Source organism: Streptomyces sp. NPDC127119, assembly GCF_042677425.1.
Classification (GTDB): Bacteria; Actinomycetota; Actinomycetes; order Streptomycetales; family Streptomycetaceae; genus Streptomyces.
The window spans coordinates 1-17,431 of record NZ_JBHXTO010000027.1 but is presented as its reverse complement, the minus strand read 5'-3'; the positions used below and the strand labels follow the sequence as shown (position 1 = coordinate 17,431).

At 72.2% G+C, this 17,431-nt stretch carries 9 protein-coding genes and 1 tRNA gene; 9 read left to right on the top strand and 1 reads right to left on the bottom strand.

The window, feature by feature from the left end; genetic code table 11:
* The first annotated feature begins 207 nt into the window (after positions 1-207).
* From ACFVH5_RS15085 to ACFVH5_RS15045, 9 genes are all read left to right on the top strand, one after another.
* Positions 208-801, top strand: a complete 594-nt coding sequence (locus tag ACFVH5_RS15085; protein ID WP_384801541.1) for a small secreted protein — start codon at positions 208-210, stop codon at positions 799-801.
* Between the two features lie 156 nt (positions 802-957).
* Complete coding sequence (locus ACFVH5_RS15080; RefSeq protein ID WP_385834117.1) at positions 958-2,478, top strand: methyltransferase; 1,521 nt, start codon at positions 958-960, stop codon at positions 2,476-2,478.
* A gap of 308 nt (positions 2,479-2,786) precedes the next feature.
* Positions 2,787-5,141: a protein kinase gene (locus ACFVH5_RS15075; protein ID WP_385834116.1), complete on the top strand. Its 2,355-nt coding sequence runs from the start codon at positions 2,787-2,789 to the stop codon at positions 5,139-5,141.
* Between the two features lie 295 nt (positions 5,142-5,436).
* Positions 5,437-5,634: a hypothetical protein gene (locus tag ACFVH5_RS15070; protein ID WP_384801550.1), complete on the top strand. Its 198-nt coding sequence runs from the start codon at positions 5,437-5,439 to the stop codon at positions 5,632-5,634.
* A 413-nt stretch (positions 5,635-6,047) separates the two neighbouring features.
* Complete coding sequence (gene topA / locus ACFVH5_RS15065; RefSeq protein WP_385834115.1) at positions 6,048-8,888, top strand: type I DNA topoisomerase; 2,841 nt, start codon at positions 6,048-6,050, stop codon at positions 8,886-8,888.
* Positions 8,889-9,100: 212 nt separating this feature from the next.
* Positions 9,101-12,481 (top strand): dTMP kinase, encoded by a 3,381-nt coding sequence (gene tmk, locus ACFVH5_RS15060; protein ID WP_385834114.1) that lies wholly within the window; start codon positions 9,101-9,103, stop codon positions 12,479-12,481.
* Between the two features lie 266 nt (positions 12,482-12,747).
* Positions 12,748-13,953 carry a DNA polymerase III subunit delta' gene (locus ACFVH5_RS15055; RefSeq protein ID WP_385834113.1) on the top strand — a complete coding sequence of 402 codons (1,206 nt, stop codon included), beginning with the start codon at positions 12,748-12,750 and terminating at the stop codon, positions 13,951-13,953.
* Between the two features lie 185 nt (positions 13,954-14,138).
* Entirely contained in the window at positions 14,139-15,740 is a 1,602-nt protein-coding gene (locus ACFVH5_RS15050; protein ID WP_385834112.1) for an alpha/beta hydrolase, read from the top strand.
* 101 nt (positions 15,741-15,841) lie between these two features.
* Positions 15,842-15,915, top strand: a tRNA-Thr gene (locus ACFVH5_RS15045).
* A 50-nt stretch (positions 15,916-15,965) separates the two neighbouring features.
* On the opposite strand, the gene ACFVH5_RS15040 is transcribed toward ACFVH5_RS15045, so the two are convergent.
* Complete coding sequence (locus ACFVH5_RS15040; protein ID WP_385834111.1) at positions 15,966-17,363, bottom strand: tyrosine-type recombinase/integrase; 1,398 nt, start codon at positions 17,361-17,363, stop codon at positions 15,966-15,968.
* Between the last annotated feature and the right edge of the window lie 68 nt (positions 17,364-17,431).

Below are 17,431 nucleotides of genomic sequence, written 5' to 3'. Positions count from 1 at the left end.
CTTTGGCCTCCCGGGGGGGGGGGGGCGTCTTTGTCTGCCGCGCCCCCCCCCCCGCCCGTCTGTGCGTACGCCTGTGTGTACGCCCTGTTTCGTGAGCCTTATCTCGCCCCTTCCCCGCCTGGTGCAAATGGCTTCAATAGCGGTCCAAACGGATGTTCGTCACGGTGGTGTCGCCCGATTGGCGTGTATGTTCCGGGGCCGAGAGCCATGGAAGGGACCAACCCGGTGAACAAGAAGCTCGCGGCCGCGCTGTCCGGCGGTGCGGTACTGGTACTGGCGCTGTCGGGATGCAGCAGCAGTGACGACAACAGCGACAAGCTGAACTCCTGGGCCAAGCAGGTCTGCGACGCGGTGAAGCCGCAGGCCAAGAAGATCGCGGCCGCCAACACCGCCATCCAGCAGCAGACCTCGGACAACAGCACCCCGGCGGACGTCCAGAAGACCGACGCCCAGGCCTTCCAGGACATGTCCGACGCCTACAAGGCGATCGGCGGCGCCGTGAGCAAGGCCGGGGCGCCGGACGTGGAGGGCGGCGAGAAGAAGAAGACGGACGCCGTCAAGGAGCTCGACACGATCTCCGCGTCGTACGGCGACCTCAAGAAGCAGGTCGACGACCTCGACACGAAGGACCAGGCGAAGTTCGCCGACGGTCTGAAGGGGATCGCCACCCAGCTCGACAAGCTGAGCCAGAGCGGCAACGACGCCCTCGCGAAGCTGGAGGAGGGCGACGTGGGCAAGGCGATGGCCAAGCAGGAGAGCTGCAAGAGCGCGTCCCCGTCCGCCTCGGCGACGAAGAGCTGAACCCCGGCGCAGCCGCTGCCCGGCGCCGGGGTGCCGCTCAGGCCCTCCGGCGCGGGGCACGGCCCCGGCGGGCGACGTGACGCGGATCCCCGGTCAGGTGGGCGACGCGGGAGGCTGGCCGCCCGCGTGGCGCCGGGCGCGCGTCACAATGGGCGGGTGAGTAACACCAGCCTGGCACCGCTGCCCTCGTCCGACCGCACCGACGTCACCGCACGGCTGCGGGACGCCCTCCTGGGCGCCTCCTTCAGCGCCGACGGGCTGCTCGACCTGCTCGGCGCCCCCGCGTACGCGGCGCTGGCCCGCAGTGAGACCGTGCCCGCGCTCCGGGCCACCCGGGGCGACTCCCCGCTGGAAGCCCTCGTACGGCTGTTCCTGCTGCAGCAGCCCGTGCCGCACGCGCGCGTGGCGGACGTTCTGCCGGTGCAGGACTGCCTGGAGAGCGGCTGGCTGACCCGCGTCGGCGGCGACGAGGTCGCGGCCGTCGTCGACGTACGGCCGTACGGCGGACCGGGCGGCGAGGACTGGTTCATCGTCTCGGACCTCGGCTGCGCGGTCGGCGGGGCCGGCGGCATCGGCAGCCATGACGAAGGCGTCGTACTCGGCGTGGGCGGCGCGTCCACCACGCTCGCGGGCATCACCGTGCGCGGCCCCTTCGCCTCCGCGCTCGACCTCGGAACCGGCTCCGGGATCCAGGCGCTGCACGCCGCACAGCACGCCACGCGCGTGAGCGCGACCGACCTCAACCCCCGCGCGCTGCACATCACCGCGCTCACGCTCGCCCTGTCCGGGGCTCCGGCGGCCGACCTGCGCGAGGGCTCCCTCTTCGAACCGGTGGGCGACGAGACGTTCGACCTCATCGTCTCGAACCCGCCCTTCGTGATCTCCCCCGGCGCCCGGCTCACCTACCGCGACGGCGGGATGGGCGGGGACGATCTGTGCCGCACGCTCGTTCAGGAGGCGGGTGACCGTCTGAACGAAGGGGGATACGCCCAGTTCCTGGCCAACTGGCAGCACGTGGAGGGCGAGGACTGGCAGGACCGGCTGCGCTCCTGGGTGCCGCGCGGCTGCGACGCGTGGATCGTGCAGCGCGAGGTCCAGGACGTCACGCAGTACGCCGAACTGTGGCTGCGCGACGCGGGCGACCACTACGCCGATCCCGTGGAGTACCAGGCGCGGTACGACGCCTGGCTGGACGAGTTCGAGGCGCGCAAGGTGAAGGCCGTCGGCTTCGGCTGGATCACGCTGCGCAGGTCGGACGCGGAGCTGCCCTCGGTCGTCCTGGAGGAGTGGCCGCACTCCGTCGAGCAGCCGCTCGGCGACACCGTGCGCGCCCATTTCGAGCGGGTCGACTATCTGCGTGAACACGACGACGCGGCCCTGCTGGCGGCGCACTTCAGGCTGGTCGGCGAGGTCGTGCAGGAGCAGGTCGGGCTGCCCGGTGCCGAGGACCCGGAGCACGTCGTGCTGCGCCAGCACCGCGGGATGCGGCGGGCCACGAAGGTGGACACGGTCGGCGCCGGTTTCGCGGGCGTCTGCGACGGCACGCTGAGCGCGGGACGCATCCTGGACGCCATCGCCCAACTGGTCGGAGAGGATCCGGTGTTGCTCCGCGACCGGACGCCCGCCCAGATCCGGGTGCTGGTCGAGCAGGGATTCATCGAGCCCGCGGCGCACTGACGTCGCGGTGACGTCGCACTGACGCCGTGGGGCACCAGAAGGCACCGGGAAGCGGGCGGGAGCGGCTGGCGGGGCGGTGCCCCGGGCCCGTCGGATGACGTGAACTCGTCGTCGGCGGCCGGTCGGCAGCGACACGACTGAGCCGGGAGCGAGACGACTGATACGTATCCGCGCCGATGAGCCTGATGTGTCGGTTCTGGCGCGATTGGTACGCAAAAGGGCTCCTGTCGGTGGTACGTGCGAAGCTACCTTCGAGAGACAGAACGCACGCGTCCTCGGGGGAGGCGCGCTGTCTCGGGGGAGGCCGTATGTCGGGGGACACGCCGGGTCGGGGTGAAGGCAGGCTGATCAACGGGCGCTACCGGCTGCTGCGCACGCTGGGCGCGGGCGGCATGGGCCGCGTCTGGCTCGCGTACGACGAGGAGTTGGCCTGCGAGGTCTCCATGAAGGAGATCAACCTGCCCGATGTGCCGAGGGAATCGGGCGAGTCCGCGGGCGAGGGCGAGGGTTCTCCCGGACCGGCGGAGCCGGGGGTCCAGGAGCGCATCGCACGGGCCCGCAGCGAGGCACGGAACGCGGCGCGGCTGCGCGGCCATCCGCATGTGGCCACCGTGCACGACGTGTTGATGCACGAGGGGCTGCCCTGGATCGTCATGGAGTTCGTGCCGGACGCGGTCGATCTCCAGACGGTCGTCCGGCGGGCGGGCCCGCTGACGCCCGTGCAGACGGCCCGGATCGGGCTCGGTGTGCTCGACGCGCTCACCGCCGGGCACCGGATCGGCATCCTCCACCGCGATGTGAAACCCGCCAACGTCCTGCTGGCCCCGGACGCCTCGGGCGATCCCTACGCGCGCGTGCTGCTCACCGACTACGGCATCGCGCTGCAGCCCGAGTCCCGCGAGCCCCGGCTCACCGCCACGGCCGGCATCCTCGGTACGCCCGGGTACCTCTCGCCGGAGCGGGCCCGCGGTGAGCCGCCCACACCGGCCGCCGACATGTTCTCGCTCGGCGCCACCCTGTACGCGACGGTCGAGGGACGCGGCCCGTTCGACCGGCACGGGGAGTACGCGACCCTGACGGCCCTGCTGAGCGAGGAGCCCACACCGCCGGAGCGGGCGGGTGAACTGGCGCCGGTGCTGCACGGCCTGCTGGTGAAGGACCCGGTGCGCAGGTTCTCGCCGGAAGCGGTGTCGCGCGGGCTGGAGCGGGTGCTGCGGAGCCCGGCGGGCGGGGTGTTCGGGCCGCCGCCCGGGGTGGTTCCCGGGGCCGCGGCTGCCGGGGCGGTGGCCTCCGGTGGCGGGCCCGACCGGTCGACACCGACCCCCGGGTCCGCGCCCGCCGCGGGGCAGGGTGATCCATGGGGCGGGGCCCGGACTCCCGCCTCCACACCGGGTTCCGGGCCGCCCGGCCCGCTCCCCGAGGCTCCAGGTGGGCTGTCCTCGGCCGGGAACGCGCCGCAGTTCCCGCCCTCGCACACCCCTCAGGGCCGCAGCACTCCGCAGACACCGCACACACCGGGCGGTCCCTCTCCGCAGGGCCCGCCGGGCGGCGGACAGGACCCCTGGCAGGGGCCCGGCGCGCAGGGGCCGTACCGGGCCTGGAATCCGTACGCGGGCGAGTCCTCCTCGCCGTACGCGCCGTACGGGAGCAGCGGATCTCCGCGGACTCCGCGGCCCTACGGGGGCGCCGGCCCGGTCCCGCCCTACGCCGGCGGCGGGTCCCCGCCCTACGGGAGCGGTCCGACGGCGGTCACCGATGTCGGCGGTGGCCGGGACGACACGCGACGCATCCTGTCCACCGCCGCGGTTCTCACGGTCGTCACGGCGTTGGTGCTGGTGGTCGGCGGCGTCGCACTGGCGGCCCTCACGTTCAGCGGCGACGACAAGAAGGAGGCGAAGACCGGCGGCACGACGTCGCCCGCGTCGGGCGACACGGGGCCGGCCCTCCCGTACGGCAAGAAGGTGGGGCTCAAGAAGCCGTTGAAGACCGGGGACTGTGTGCGGGCGGTCTGGCCCGGAACACCGTTCAAGTCGGTGCCGAACCTCGGCGTCGTGGACTGCGGGAAGGCCCATCCGGACGGCCAGGTGGTGGCCGTGGACACGGCGGCCGACTACGCCGACGCCCGCGCCGAGGGCGCGAGGCGCTGCGAGCGGCAGGGCGAGGAGATCGCCGACGCGCTGCCCGACGCGGACCTCTACACCGTGACGCCGACGGAGCGCGGCTTCGAGAAGGCCGAGGCCCGTACGGCATGTCTCGTACTGGGACGGCACGCCGCCATCGGCGGTGCCGTGGGCCGTTTCCGGGAGGTGGGGTCGGAGCTGCTGCCCGGTCAGATGGTCGACGGCGACTGCTGGAACGTCCAGATGGAGAAGGAGTTCTTCAGGGCGACGTTGACCGATTGCGACGAGCTGCACGACAACCAGGTCATAGGCGTCGTCCAGGTCCCGGCGACCATGGAGTTCAAGAAGGGCCTCGAAAACGCGCCCAAGCTCTGCGGGAACAAGTTCGAGTCGACCTGGGCGCCCGACACCGAGAGGGTCGTCCAGGGCTGGCTGACCGACGAGTACTCCTGGAGCCAGGGATTCACCAAGGCGGTGTGCACGGTGAGCCGCGCCGACGGCGTGCAGACGAGCGGAAAGATACCGGCGCCCGGCGCGGTGTGACGGACTCCACCCGACGGCGTGGTCGGCTTCGGGCGCGTGCGGTCACCGGTCCCTTCCGGCCGGTCCGCTCCCGGTGCGTATCCGGTGCGGACGTGGCATGGCAGCGGAGCGGCTCGCGGTGTGGGCCGCCCCGCGTCGGGACGCCGGGACGCACGGAATCGGCCGCCTCCCGTTCACCCCGGGTTGGGATTCCGGCTTCCCGGAGGTGCCAGCGTCCCGACCAGAGCGCGCGAGAGCGGGACGCGGGGCCCGCGAGGGCGGGACCCTGCGACACACGAGGGCGAAGGGACGAGCCATGGAGAGCGGTCCGGCGATCTTCACGGGAGCGGTGTTCGCCCTGTTCGGGGGCGGACTGCTGCTGTGGACCGCGGTCCGGCTGCGACAGCGCGCTCCCGTCGCCCTCGGGGTGAGCCCCGTCGCATCGGTGGCGGTCGCGGGCTTCGCCGGGACGGCCGCCGTGCTCCTCGCGGTGTGGTGTTTCACTCGCGTCTGAGTTCCGGCCGCCGGTGACGCGCCGGTCCGACCCGCTCCTCGGGGAACGCCTTCCGCCGTCCGCTCGATGCGGCCCGCCGCCCACGCAACACCGCCCCGCTGTCCGGGAAACGCCGTCTCCGCTGTCCTGGAATCGCCGTACGGCGGCGGGCGCGGGCAAGATCGACGCCGGTCGGACTTCGCCTCTCCGGTAATTGAGAGGTCACGCTCCGGATGTCCCGGAAAGGGCAGGTCGGCACTCCGGGCGGCAGGAATGGCGGGAGTCGGGTTACCGTTCGAGTGGCCGTTGCGGGCTTTTCCCGTTTGACACGGGGGCGGGATGTACCGTCACACTCCGCAGCGTCAGCATGACCCGACCCCCGGGTTCAAGGCCTGGGGCGAGACCCCCTGCGTCGACCGGAGAGAAGAGCGAAGTTGTCCCCGACCAGCGAGACCGCACACGGCGGCCGCCGACTCGTCATCGTCGAGTCGCCTGCCAAGGCGAAGACGATCAAGGGCTATCTCGGCCCCGGATACGTCGTCGAAGCGAGTGTCGGGCACATCCGCGACCTCCCCAACGGCGCCGCGGAGGTGCCCGAGAAGTACACCGGCGAGGTGCGTCGGCTCGGCGTGGACGTCGAGAACGACTTCCAGCCGATCTACGTGGTCAACGCTGACAAAAGGGCGCAGGTCAAGAAGCTCAAGGACCTGCTGAAGGATTCCGACGAGCTCTTCCTCGCAACCGATGAGGACCGCGAGGGCGAGGCCATCGCGTGGCACCTTCTTGAGGTCCTGAAGCCCAAGGTCCCCGTCCACCGGATGGTCTTCCACGAGATCACCAAGGACGCGATCCGCAGCGCCGTCGCCAACCCGCGCGAGCTCAACCAGCGCATGGTCGACGCCCAGGAGACCCGCCGTATCCTCGACCGCCTCTACGGCTACGAGGTCTCGCCGGTCCTGTGGAAGAAGGTCATGCCGCGGCTGTCGGCAGGCCGCGTCCAGTCCGTCGCGACCCGTCTCGTCGTCGAGCGGGAGCGCGAGCGCATCGCCTTCCGCTCCGCCGAGTACTGGGACCTGACCGGCACCTTCGGCACCGGCCGCGCCGGCGACCGCAGCGACCCGTCGAACCTGGTCGCCCGGCTGACCGCGGTCGACGGCAAGCGCGTCGCCCAGGGCCGTGACTTCGACTCGCTCGGGCAGATCAAGGGCGCGAACACCCTCCACCTGGACGAGGCCAACGCCCGCGCGCTGGCCGCCGCCCTGGAGAACACGGACTTCGCCGTACGGTCCGTCGAGTCGAAGCCGTACCGGCGCTCGCCGTACGCACCCTTCCGTACGACCACGCTCCAGCAGGAGGCGAGCCGCAAGCTCGGCTTCGGCGCGAAGTCCACGATGCAGGTGGCGCAGAAGCTGTACGAGAACGGCTTCATCACCTACATGCGTACGGACTCCACGACCCTCTCGGACACCGCGATCACCGCGGCCCGCGCTCAGGTCACGCAGCTCTACGGCGCGAGCTACCTGCCGGACAAGCCGCGTACGTACGCCGGGAAGGTGAAGAACGCGCAGGAGGCGCACGAGGCGATCCGTCCCTCGGGCGACCGTTTCCGCACCCCGGCCGAGACGGGTCTGACCGGCGACCAGTTCCGGCTGTACGAGTTGATCTGGAAGCGGACCGTCGCTTCCCAGATGAAGGACGCGGTCGGCAACTCCGTCACCGTCAAGATCGCGGGCAGGGCCTCCGACGGCCGGGACGCCGAGTTCAGCGCGTCCGGCAAGACGATCACCTTCCACGGCTTCCTGAAGGCGTACGTCGAGGGCGCGGACGACCCGAACGCCGAGCTGGACGACCGTGAGCGCCGCCTTCCCCAGGTGGAGGAGGGCGACCCGCTGTCCGCCGAGGAGATCTCGGTCGACGGTCACGCGACCAAGCCCCCGGCCCGTTACACCGAGGCCAGCCTGGTCAAGGAGCTCGAAGAACGGGAGATCGGCCGCCCGTCGACGTACGCGTCGATCATCGGCACGATCCTCGACCGCGGCTACGTGTTCAAGAAGGGGACGGCCCTCGTGCCCTCCTTCCTGTCCTTCGCCGTGGTCAACCTCCTGGAGAAGCACTTCGGGCGGCTCGTCGACTACGACTTCACGGCCAAGATGGAGGACGACCTCGACCGCATCGCGCGGGGCGAGGCCCAGTCCGTCCCGTGGCTCAGGCGCTTCTACTTCGGCGAGGGCGAGGCGACCGGGGCCGCGGAGGCCGGCAACGGCGACGGCGACCACCTCGGCGGCCTCAAGGAGCTCGTCACCGACCTCGGTGCCATCGACGCCCGCGAGGTGTCGTCGTTCCCCGTGATGGGCGGCGACATCATGCTGCGCGTCGGCCGCTACGGCCCGTACGTGGAGCGCGGCGAGAAGGACTCCGAGAACCACCAGCGCGCCGACGTGCCCGAGGACCTGGCACCCGACGAGCTGACCGTCGAACTCGCCGAGGAACTGCTCGCCAAGCCGAGCGGCGACTTCGAGCTGGGCGCCGACCCCGAGTCGGGCCACCAGATCATCGCCCGTGACGGCCGCTACGGCCCGTACGTCACCGAGGTGCTGCCCGAGGGCACCCCGAAGACCGGCAAGAACGCCGTGAAGCCGCGTACGGCCTCGCTCTTCAAGTCGATGTCCCTGGACACCGTCACCCTCGCGGACGCGCTCAAGCTGATGTCGCTGCCGCGCGTCGTCGGCACGGACGCCGAAGGCGTGGAGATCACCGCGCAGAACGGCCGCTACGGCCCGTACCTGAAGAAGGGCACCGACTCCCGCTCCCTCACGAGCGAGGACCAGCTCTTCACGATCACGCTCGACGAGGCCCTCGCGATCTACGCGCAGCCCAAGCAGCGGGGCCGCGCCGCCGCCAAGCCGCCGCTGAAGGAACTGGGCGCCGACCCGGTCAGCGGACAGCCCGTCGTCGTCAAGGACGGCCGCTTCGGCGCGTACGTCACCGACGGCGAGACCAACGCGACCCTGCGGTCCGACGACAGTGTCGAGGCGATCACTCCGGAACGGGGCTTCGAGCTGCTCGCGGAGAAGCGGGCCAAGGGGCCGGCGAAGAAGACGGCCAAGAAGGCGGCGAAGAAGGCCCCCGCCAAGAAGGCGCCCGCGAAGAAAACGGCAGCAAAGAAGACAGCTGCTACGAAAACGGCGGCAAAGAAGACCACCACCGCGAAGAAGACGGCCGCCAAGAAGACGACCGCGAAGGCCACGGCCGCCAAGGCGACGGCCGAGGACTGAGCGGTTCTTCACAGAGGCCGCACAAAGAGCTGAACCGCTCTCCGTCCTCGGTCGAGGACCGGTCCGCCTCCGGTCGGGAGGCCGACCGGAGGCGGACCGGATCTTTCACCTTCGGTTCCCAGAACGAACGCCCCGACACCACTTGGTGTCGAGGGCGTTCGCATGTTCGGGGCCCTATTCGGGGACCGGGTGCGTCCGGATAGGCTGGCAGGATGACGCGAGCCGAGCAGCCAACGGCCCACACTTCGGCCCCCGACGACTCCCTGGTCGCAGACTCACGGGAGCGAGCCGTCCGGGCGCTGCTGCGTGTACCGCAACTGAGGCGGCTGTGGAGCGCCCAGCTGGTGAGCGGCGTCGGTGACGCTCTCGCCCTGCTGGTGCTGGTCCTGCTCGCCCTGCAGGCGGCGGTGTCCGACGGCTCCTTCGGAGGCGGCTACCGCGGAGTGGCCCTCGCCGTGTCGGCGGTCTTCGGGGCACGCATCCTCGCGACGCTCCTCTTCGGAGCGGTGCTTCTGGGCCCGCTCACCTCACTCACCGCCCAGGACGGTCCGCTCGACCGCCGCTGGACCATGGTCGGCGCGGACGGAGTACGGGCCGTACTGCTGATCATCGCGCCCCTGTGGATCGACTGGACCCCTGAGAACGCGCTGGCCGTGCTCCTCGTGACGGCGTTCGTCATCGGGGTCGCCGAGCGCTTCTGGACGGTGTGCCGCGAGAGCGCGGCGCCCGCGCTCCTGCCCGCGCCCCCGCTGGAGGGCGCGACGGTACGACCGCTGCCCGACCACATGGACGCCCTGCGGCGCCTCGCCCTGCGTACGGGATTCGTCACGGCGCCCCTCGCGGCGGCGGTGCTCGTCGTCGCCGGGCTCCTCAACAACCTGCTGGGCGCCGGACTCGCGTGGTTCGACCAGCACCAGGCGGCGCTCGCCTCGTACGTCTCCGCGGGCCTGTTCGCCGCGTCCCTGTCGGTGCTCACCTTCCTCGAACTGCCCGACGTGCGCACCCCGCGCGCGCGGTCGCCGCTGGAGGGGCTGCGCCGCCCCAGGACGGGTTCGGGCATCGACAAGGGCCGTACGGGGGCCATCCCGCTCCTGGTGCTCGCCTGCGCGGCCGTCGCCGGAGCCGTCGCGGCGGCCGTCGCCGTGGCCGTGCTGCACGCCAAGGACCTGGGCGGCGGCCCGGTGACGTTCGGGCTGCTGGTGCTCGCGGTGACCGGCGGGGTCGTGGTCGGCATCCGTACGGCGCCCAGGCTGCTGCCGTCCCTGTCGCGCCGGCGGCTGCTCGCCCTGGCGATCGCCTTCACCGGGATCGCGCTGCTCGCCGCCGGACTCGTCCCCGACGTCACCACCGTGCTCCTGATCGTCGGCCTCGCGGGCACCGGCGCGGGCGTCGCCGCCAACACCGGCCACGCCCTGCTCGACCAGGAGGCCGAGGACTACCGCCGCACGCGTACGACGGAACACCTGCACGCGGTCGTACGGGTCTTCGTGGCCGTCGGCGTCCTGGTGGCGCCGCTCGTGGCGGCGGCCATCGGTCCGCACCGCCTGGAGAACGGCAAGTTCGTGTTCGCGCACGGCGGCGCCGCCTTCACCCTGATGCTGGTCGGCGCGCTGCTCCTGCCGGTCGCCGCACTGGTCCTCGCCAAGGCCGACGACCGCTCCGGAGTACCCCTGCGGCACGACCTGAGGGACGCGCTGCGCGGCGGGGACGACCCGGTGCAGGCGCCCACCGACGCCGGGTTCTTCATCGCCCTGGAGGGCGGCGACGGCGCAGGCAAGTCCACCCAGGCCGAGGCCCTCGCGGAGTGGATCCGCGCCAAGGGGCACGAGGTCGTCGTGACGCGCGAGCCCGGCGCCACCCCCGTCGGCAAGCGGCTGCGGTCGATCCTGCTCGACGTGTCGTCGGCCGGCCTCTCGCACCGCGCGGAGGCGCTGCTGTACGCCGCCGACCGCGCGGAGCACGTGGACACCGTGGTGCGGCCCGCGCTGGAACGGGGCGCGGTCGTGGTCTCGGACCGGTACATCGACTCCTCGGTGGCCTACCAGGGGGCGGGGCGCGATCTGTCCCCCACCGAGGTCTCCCGCATCAACCGCTGGGCCACGGACGGGCTCGTACCGCATCTGACGGTCCTGCTGGACGTGGCGCCGGAGACCGCGCGCGAGCGGTTCACCGAGGCGCCGGACCGGCTGGAGTCGGAGCCCGCCGAGTTCCACGCGCGCGTGCGGTCCGGTTTCCTGACGCTGGCCGCCGCCGACCCCGGCCGCTACCTCGTCGTCGACGCCGGGCAGGAGCCCGAGTCCGTCACCACCGTGATCCGGCACCGGCTCGACGTGGTGCTGCCGCTCTCCGAGGCCGAGATCAAGGCCAAGGAGGAGGCCCGCAAGGCCGCCGAGGAAGAGGCGCGCCGCAAGGCCGAGGAAGAGGCCGCACGCAAGGCCGAGGAGGAGCGGCTGGAGCGCGAGCGCCAGGAGCAGCTGGCCCGGCTGCGCGCGGAGGAGGAAGAGCGCAAGCGGCTCGAACTGGAGGAGGCGCAGCGGCGCGAGGCCGAGCGGCAGGCCGAGGAGGCCCGTCAGCGTGCCGAGGCCGCACGCGTGCGTGCCGAGCAGGAGAAGGCACGGCAGCTTGCGGAGGAGAAGGCCCGCGCGGCCGAGGAGGAGCGCCGGCGCAAGCAGGCCGAGGAGGAGGCGCGGCTGCGGGCGGAGGCCGAGGAGCGGCGCCTGGAGAAGCAGCGGAAGGCCGAGGAGGCGCTGGTACGGGCCGAGGAGGCGCGCCGGGCGGCGGAGGCTGCGGCCGCTGTGGCGGCGGCCAACACCGCTTCCGCGGCTGCGGCGGCTTCGGCGCGGGCGGCTGCCGCGTCGTCCGCGGCGGTGACCCCCGCGCCTTCTGGAGGGGCTGGGTCCGGCCGGACGGCGGCTGGTTCGGACAACGAGAGCCCGAGCACCGGGAACGCGAGCACTGGGAACGCGGGTACTGGGAACGCGGGTACTGGGCACGCGAGCACTGGGCACGAGGGCAACGCGAGTCCGGACAGCGCGAGTCCGGACAGCGAGAGCCCGGACAACGCGAGTCCGGACAACGAGAGCACCGTGCAGACGCCCATGGTGACGCCCACGAACGCGTCCGGTGGTCCGGTCGACGAGACGGCCGTGCTGCCTCCGGTGCCGCCGCGGGACGCCCGGCCGGCCGCCGGTCCGGCCGGTGACGAGACGGCTGTGCTGCCGCAGGTGCCGCAGCCTCCGCAGGGCGCCGCCGACGAGACCGCGGTGCTGCCGCCGGCCCGGCCGGAGCCCGCCGCGGACGAGACGGCGGTCCTTCCCCCGGTACGGGACGAGCGCGGCCGTGGTCGTGGCCGCGAGCCCGAGGACCGGGTGCCTCCCGGGTACGGGGACGGTTACGGCGCCGGAACCGGTGCCTCCGACGGCGGCACGCGTGAGCTGCCCCAGGTCGACGCCGAGGGCAGGCCGCGGCGGCGCCCCCGTTCGGACTGGGCGGAGGAGACCCCGCTGGACGATCTGCCGACGCTGGCCGACGAGTTGCTGGGCCCGCGGGACGACGACGAGCGGGACGAGGGGAACGGGCGCCGCCGGCGCTGACGGCATCGCGGGCGGGGCGTCCAGCACGTCCAGCAGGGCGTCGGCAGAGGCGGCATCGGCGTCGGCAGGGCGCCGACAGCGGGGCCGGGCCGGCGTCCGGGCCTCGTTGTCAGTGCCCTCCCGCACAATGGGACGCAGCAGGCACACGTGCGGCAAAAGGCGCGGTTGTGGCTGCGGCTGCGGCTGCGGCCGTGGTGATGACAGCGGCTGCGCCGTCGATGGTGACGGCGACGGCGACGGCAGGTTCGACGAAAGGGCGGCGCCCCATGACCGTATGGGACGACCTGGTGGGCCAGGAGAAGGTGAGCGGGCAGCTTGAGGCCGCCGCGCGGGACGCCGACGCCCTGGTGACCGCGGTCGCCGCCGACACCCCGCTGCCCGAGGCCTCGAAGATGACGCACGCGTGGCTCTTCACGGGGCCGCCGGGCTCGGGCCGTTCCACCACGGCGCGCGCCTTCGCGGCGGCCCTGCAGTGCACCAGCCCCGACCGCGCCCTCGGCGGAATCCCCGGCTGCGGATTCTGCGACGGCTGCCACACGAGCCTGATCGGTACGCACGCGGACGTGCAGATCATCCGCACCGACCTCCTCTCCATCGGTGTGAAGGAGACGCGCGACCTGGTCCGCCGCGCCCAGCTGTCCCCCGCGGTCGGCCGTTGGCAGGTCATCGTCATGGAGGACGCCGACCGCCTCACCGAGGGCGCGGGCAACGTGCTCCTGAAGGCCGTCGAGGAGCCCGCCCCCCGCACGGTCTGGCTCCTGTGCGCGCCCTCCCTGGAGGACGTGCTGCCCACGATCCGCTCCCGGTGCCGCCACCTCACGCTCCGGACGCCCTCGGTGGCCGCGGTCGCCGACGTCCTCGTACGCCGCGACGGCATCGAGCCGGACGTCGCCGCCGCCGTGGCCCGCGCCACCCAGGGCCACATCGGGCGCGCCCGGCGCCTCGCCACGGACGAGCGGGCCCGCGCGCGCCGGGCCGCCGTCCTGAAGCTGCCGCTGCGGGTCGACGACGTGGGCGCCTGCCTCAAGGCGGCCCAGGAGCTGGTCGACGCGGCCTCCGAGGACGCCAAGCAGGTCGCCGAGGAGACCGACGTCAAGGAGACCGAGGACATGAAGGCGGCTCTCGGCGCGGGACAGGGCGGCCGAATGCCGCGTGGCACCGCGGGCGTGATGAAGGAGCTGGAGGACAAGCAGAAGCGCCGCAAGACGCGTACGCAGCGCGACAGCCTGGACCTGGCCCTGATCGACCTCACGGCTTTCTACCGCGATGTGCTCGCCCTGCAGTTCGGCACGGATCTCGCCCTCGCCAACACGGAGATGCAGGACGCGCTGGACCGGCTGGCCCGGGGCTCGTCGCCCGAGGCCACCCTGCGCAGGATCGAGGCGATCGCCGCGTGCCGGGTGGCCCTGGACCGGAACGTGGCGCCGCTGCTCGCGGTGGAGGCCATGACGATGGCGCTGCGGGCGGGGTGAGGGTGAGGGGGCCCGCGCGGTGGGCTGACGCACCGGGCTGACGCGCCGGGCCGGTGTGGCGGTGGGCACGGCCGAGGGGCGCGGCGGACGGGCGCGGGTCGAACGGGGAGTTGACGGCGTCACTCGTACGAGGCACGCGTGCAACTCTGAGCGATCAAAACGTCGCACAGGGTTACGCTCGGTCGATGTACATCAGGCGCCGGCCCAGGTCATCCCGGGCCCACCGTTCCCTCCGCGCGTACGGCACCCTGTTCGCCGTCGCCGGACTCCTCGTCTCCGCCTGCTCCGCGGGGAGTTCGACGACCGCCGCGAGCCCGGCCGGGTCGGTGGCACTGCGCGCGCTGCCCGAGGCCACCCCGTCCGTGCTGGCCCCGTACTACGCGCAGCGGCCGAACTGGCGGGCCTGCGGTGTCGCCGGCTTCGAGTGCAGCACGCTGAAGGCACCGCTCGACTACGCCGAGCCGGCCAAGGGCGACATCCGGCTGGCCGTGGCCCGCAAGAAGGCCACGGGACCGGGCAAGCGGATCGGCTCGCTGCTGGTCAACCCGGGAGGGCCGGGCGGGTCGGCGGTCGACTACCTCCAGTCGTACGCGGGGATCGGTTACCCGGCGAAGGTGCGCGCCCGCTACGACATGGTGGCGGTCGACCCGCGGGGCGTCGCCCGCAGCGAGCCCGTCGAATGCCTCACGGGCAAGCGGATGGACGCGTACACGCAGACGGACACGACCCCCGACAACGCGCGCGAGACCGCCGAACTGGTCGACGCCTACAAGGAGTTCGCGGCGGCCTGCGGAAAGCGCTCGGCGAACCTGCTGCGCCATGTGTCCACGGTCGAGGCGGCCCGTGACATGGATCTCGTACGGGCCGCGCTGGGCGACGGGAAACTGACGTACGTGGGCGCGTCGTACGGCACGTTCCTCGGGGCGACCTACGCCGGCCTGTATCCGGAGCGCGTGGGCCGGCTGGTGCTGGACGGCGCGATGGACCCGTCGCTGCCCGCGCGGCAGCTGAACCGGGACCAGACGGCCGGCTTCGAGACGGCGTTCCGGTCCTTCGCGAAGGACTGCGTGGGGGAGTCCGACTGCCCGCTGGGCGGGAAGGGCACGTCGCCGGAGCAGGTCGGCAAGAACCTGAAGGCCTTCTTCCAGAAACTGGACTCCGCGCCCATCGACGCGGGTGACGCGGACGGCCGCAAGGTGGGCGAGGCGCTCGCCACGACCGGTGTCATCGCCGCGATGTACGACGAGGGGGCCTGGCCGCAACTGCGCGAGGCCCTCACCACGGCCATGAAGGACAAGGACGGCGCGGGCCTGCTGGTCCTGTCGGACAGCTATTACGAGCGGGAGGCGGACGGCACGTACGCCAACCTGATGTCCGCCAACGCGGCGGTCAACTGCCTGGACCTGCCCGCCGCCTTCGCCTCCCCCGAGGAGGTCGAGAAGGGCGTCCCCGACTTCGAGAAGGCCTCCCCGGTCTTCGGCGAGGGCCTCGCCTGGGCCTCGCTGAACTGCGCCTACTGGCCGGTGAAGCCGACCGGCGAGCCGCACCGCATCGAGGCGAAGGGCGCGGCGCCCATCGTCGTCGTCGGCACGGTCCGGGACCCCGCGACGCCCTACCCCTGGGCGCAGTCCCTCGCCACCCAGCTCTCCTCCGGGGCGCTTCTGACCTACGACGGCGACGGCCACACGGCGTACGGCCGCGGCAGCGCCTGCATCGACTCCGCGATCAACCAGTACCTGCTCGAAGGCACCCCGCCGCAGAAGGGAAAGCGCTGCTCGGCGACCTGATCGCCGGGCAGCCGGGGGTGCCTCCGGGGCCGGTACGGAGCACCCCCGGAAACTGTGTAGACTTGCTGACGTTGCCGATCGCACCATAGTGCTGGCAGCGCGCCGCCTTAGCTCAGATGGCCAGAGCAACGCACTCGTAATGCGTAGGTCTCGGGTTCGAATCCCGAAGGCGGCTCTGTAGAAGCCCCAGGATTCTCACTCGCCGTGACCTGGGGCTTTTGCTATTTAGCGGATACGGCGCCGTTGGCGGGCGCGGGCCGCGCGGCGGTCCCCAGTCTCAGTTCTAGTCTCAGTCCGGGGCTCAGGCGCCGGTTCCGGGGCGGGCAGGAAGGCGTCTCCCATGCGGCGCATGGCGTCCTTCGAGAGGTGCGAGCGGCCCTTGACGTAGCGGCGGGTCTGGCTGATCTGCGTGTGCCGAAGGATCTCCATGATGGTGGGCATGTCCACCCCCAGCTCATTCAGGATCGTGCCCGCCGTGTGACGGCTTCCGTCGTAGAGACGACGGTCATCGATGCCCGCTTCCACCAGCAGCTCCTTGAACTCCTCCCAGTCGTCCCGGGGGTCGATGGGGCGGCCATCGGACCGGGTGAACACGGCCTGGTGCTCCTGCCAGAGTTCGCCGGCCGCCTCCCGAAGTTCGTCCTGCTGCGCCTTGTGCGCGACCAGGTAGGGGATGAACGCGAGCGGGATCGGTACGGGGTTCGTGCTCTTTTTGGTCTTGGGGCGGGTGAAGGCCAGACCGCCGCCCTTGCGGTCGGGGCAGATGCTCGCGTGCTTGACGCAGGTCTTGGTGCACGGCTTCGGGCAACCGCGCTTATAGCCGCTGTGGGTGGCGCAGTTCGGCGGGCAGGGCTCGAAGCGGTGCAGGCGCGCCCCGCAGGCGTGGGCGTCACCGCAGCCGTGCCGCCACGTGAGCCGCTGGAGCTGCCACCGGGGGTGGAACAGTTCCGCCTCAAGGTCGACGTACGGCCACCGCAGCCCCAGAGTCTCGCCCTGCCGCAACCCCATGCCGACCCCGACGATCCACCGCATGAACGTGGGCCGCTTGGCCGCCGCTTCCAGGAACGCCTTCGCCTCTTCCTGCGTGAACGGGTTCGTTTCCGTCTCGTCGATGCTGGGCGGGTCGACCAGCGTGGCGACGTTCTCGCCGATCATCCGGCGGCGGTGGGCAATCTTCAGGGCCCGCGACAGGATGCGATGCACCTTGACGACGTGAGAGGGGGCGCGCCCGGCGTCGAGCATGGCCCGGTACATCTGCTCAAGGTGCTCGGGGGCGAGCTTGTCGATGCGGTGCTTCCCGACGCCGGGGACGATGTCGTTGCGGGTCTTGGACCAGTAGTCGTCCAGCGAGCGGGGCTTGAGCTTCAGGCTCGCGATGTCGGTCAGGTAGGTCTCCATCCACTGTCCGACCGTGGGCTTACGGCCCGCCTTGGTCGCGCGCCCCTCGTCACGGAGCTTCTCCAGTTCACGGACCTTGCGGCGTACTGCGGGTTCGGTGCGGGCCATGCGGTGGCGGCGGTCGGGGCTCCCGTCGGGCAGGACGCCCATGGTGACGCGGCCGTGCCACCAGCCGTCATCGCCGAAGTAGATGGTGGATTCCAGGTTCGACTTACGAGGGCTCACGTATGCCTCCATGCGAGAGGCGGGGGCGGGCCCCGAGGGCGGCGCCCGCCCGGTGGGGGGGGAGAAGG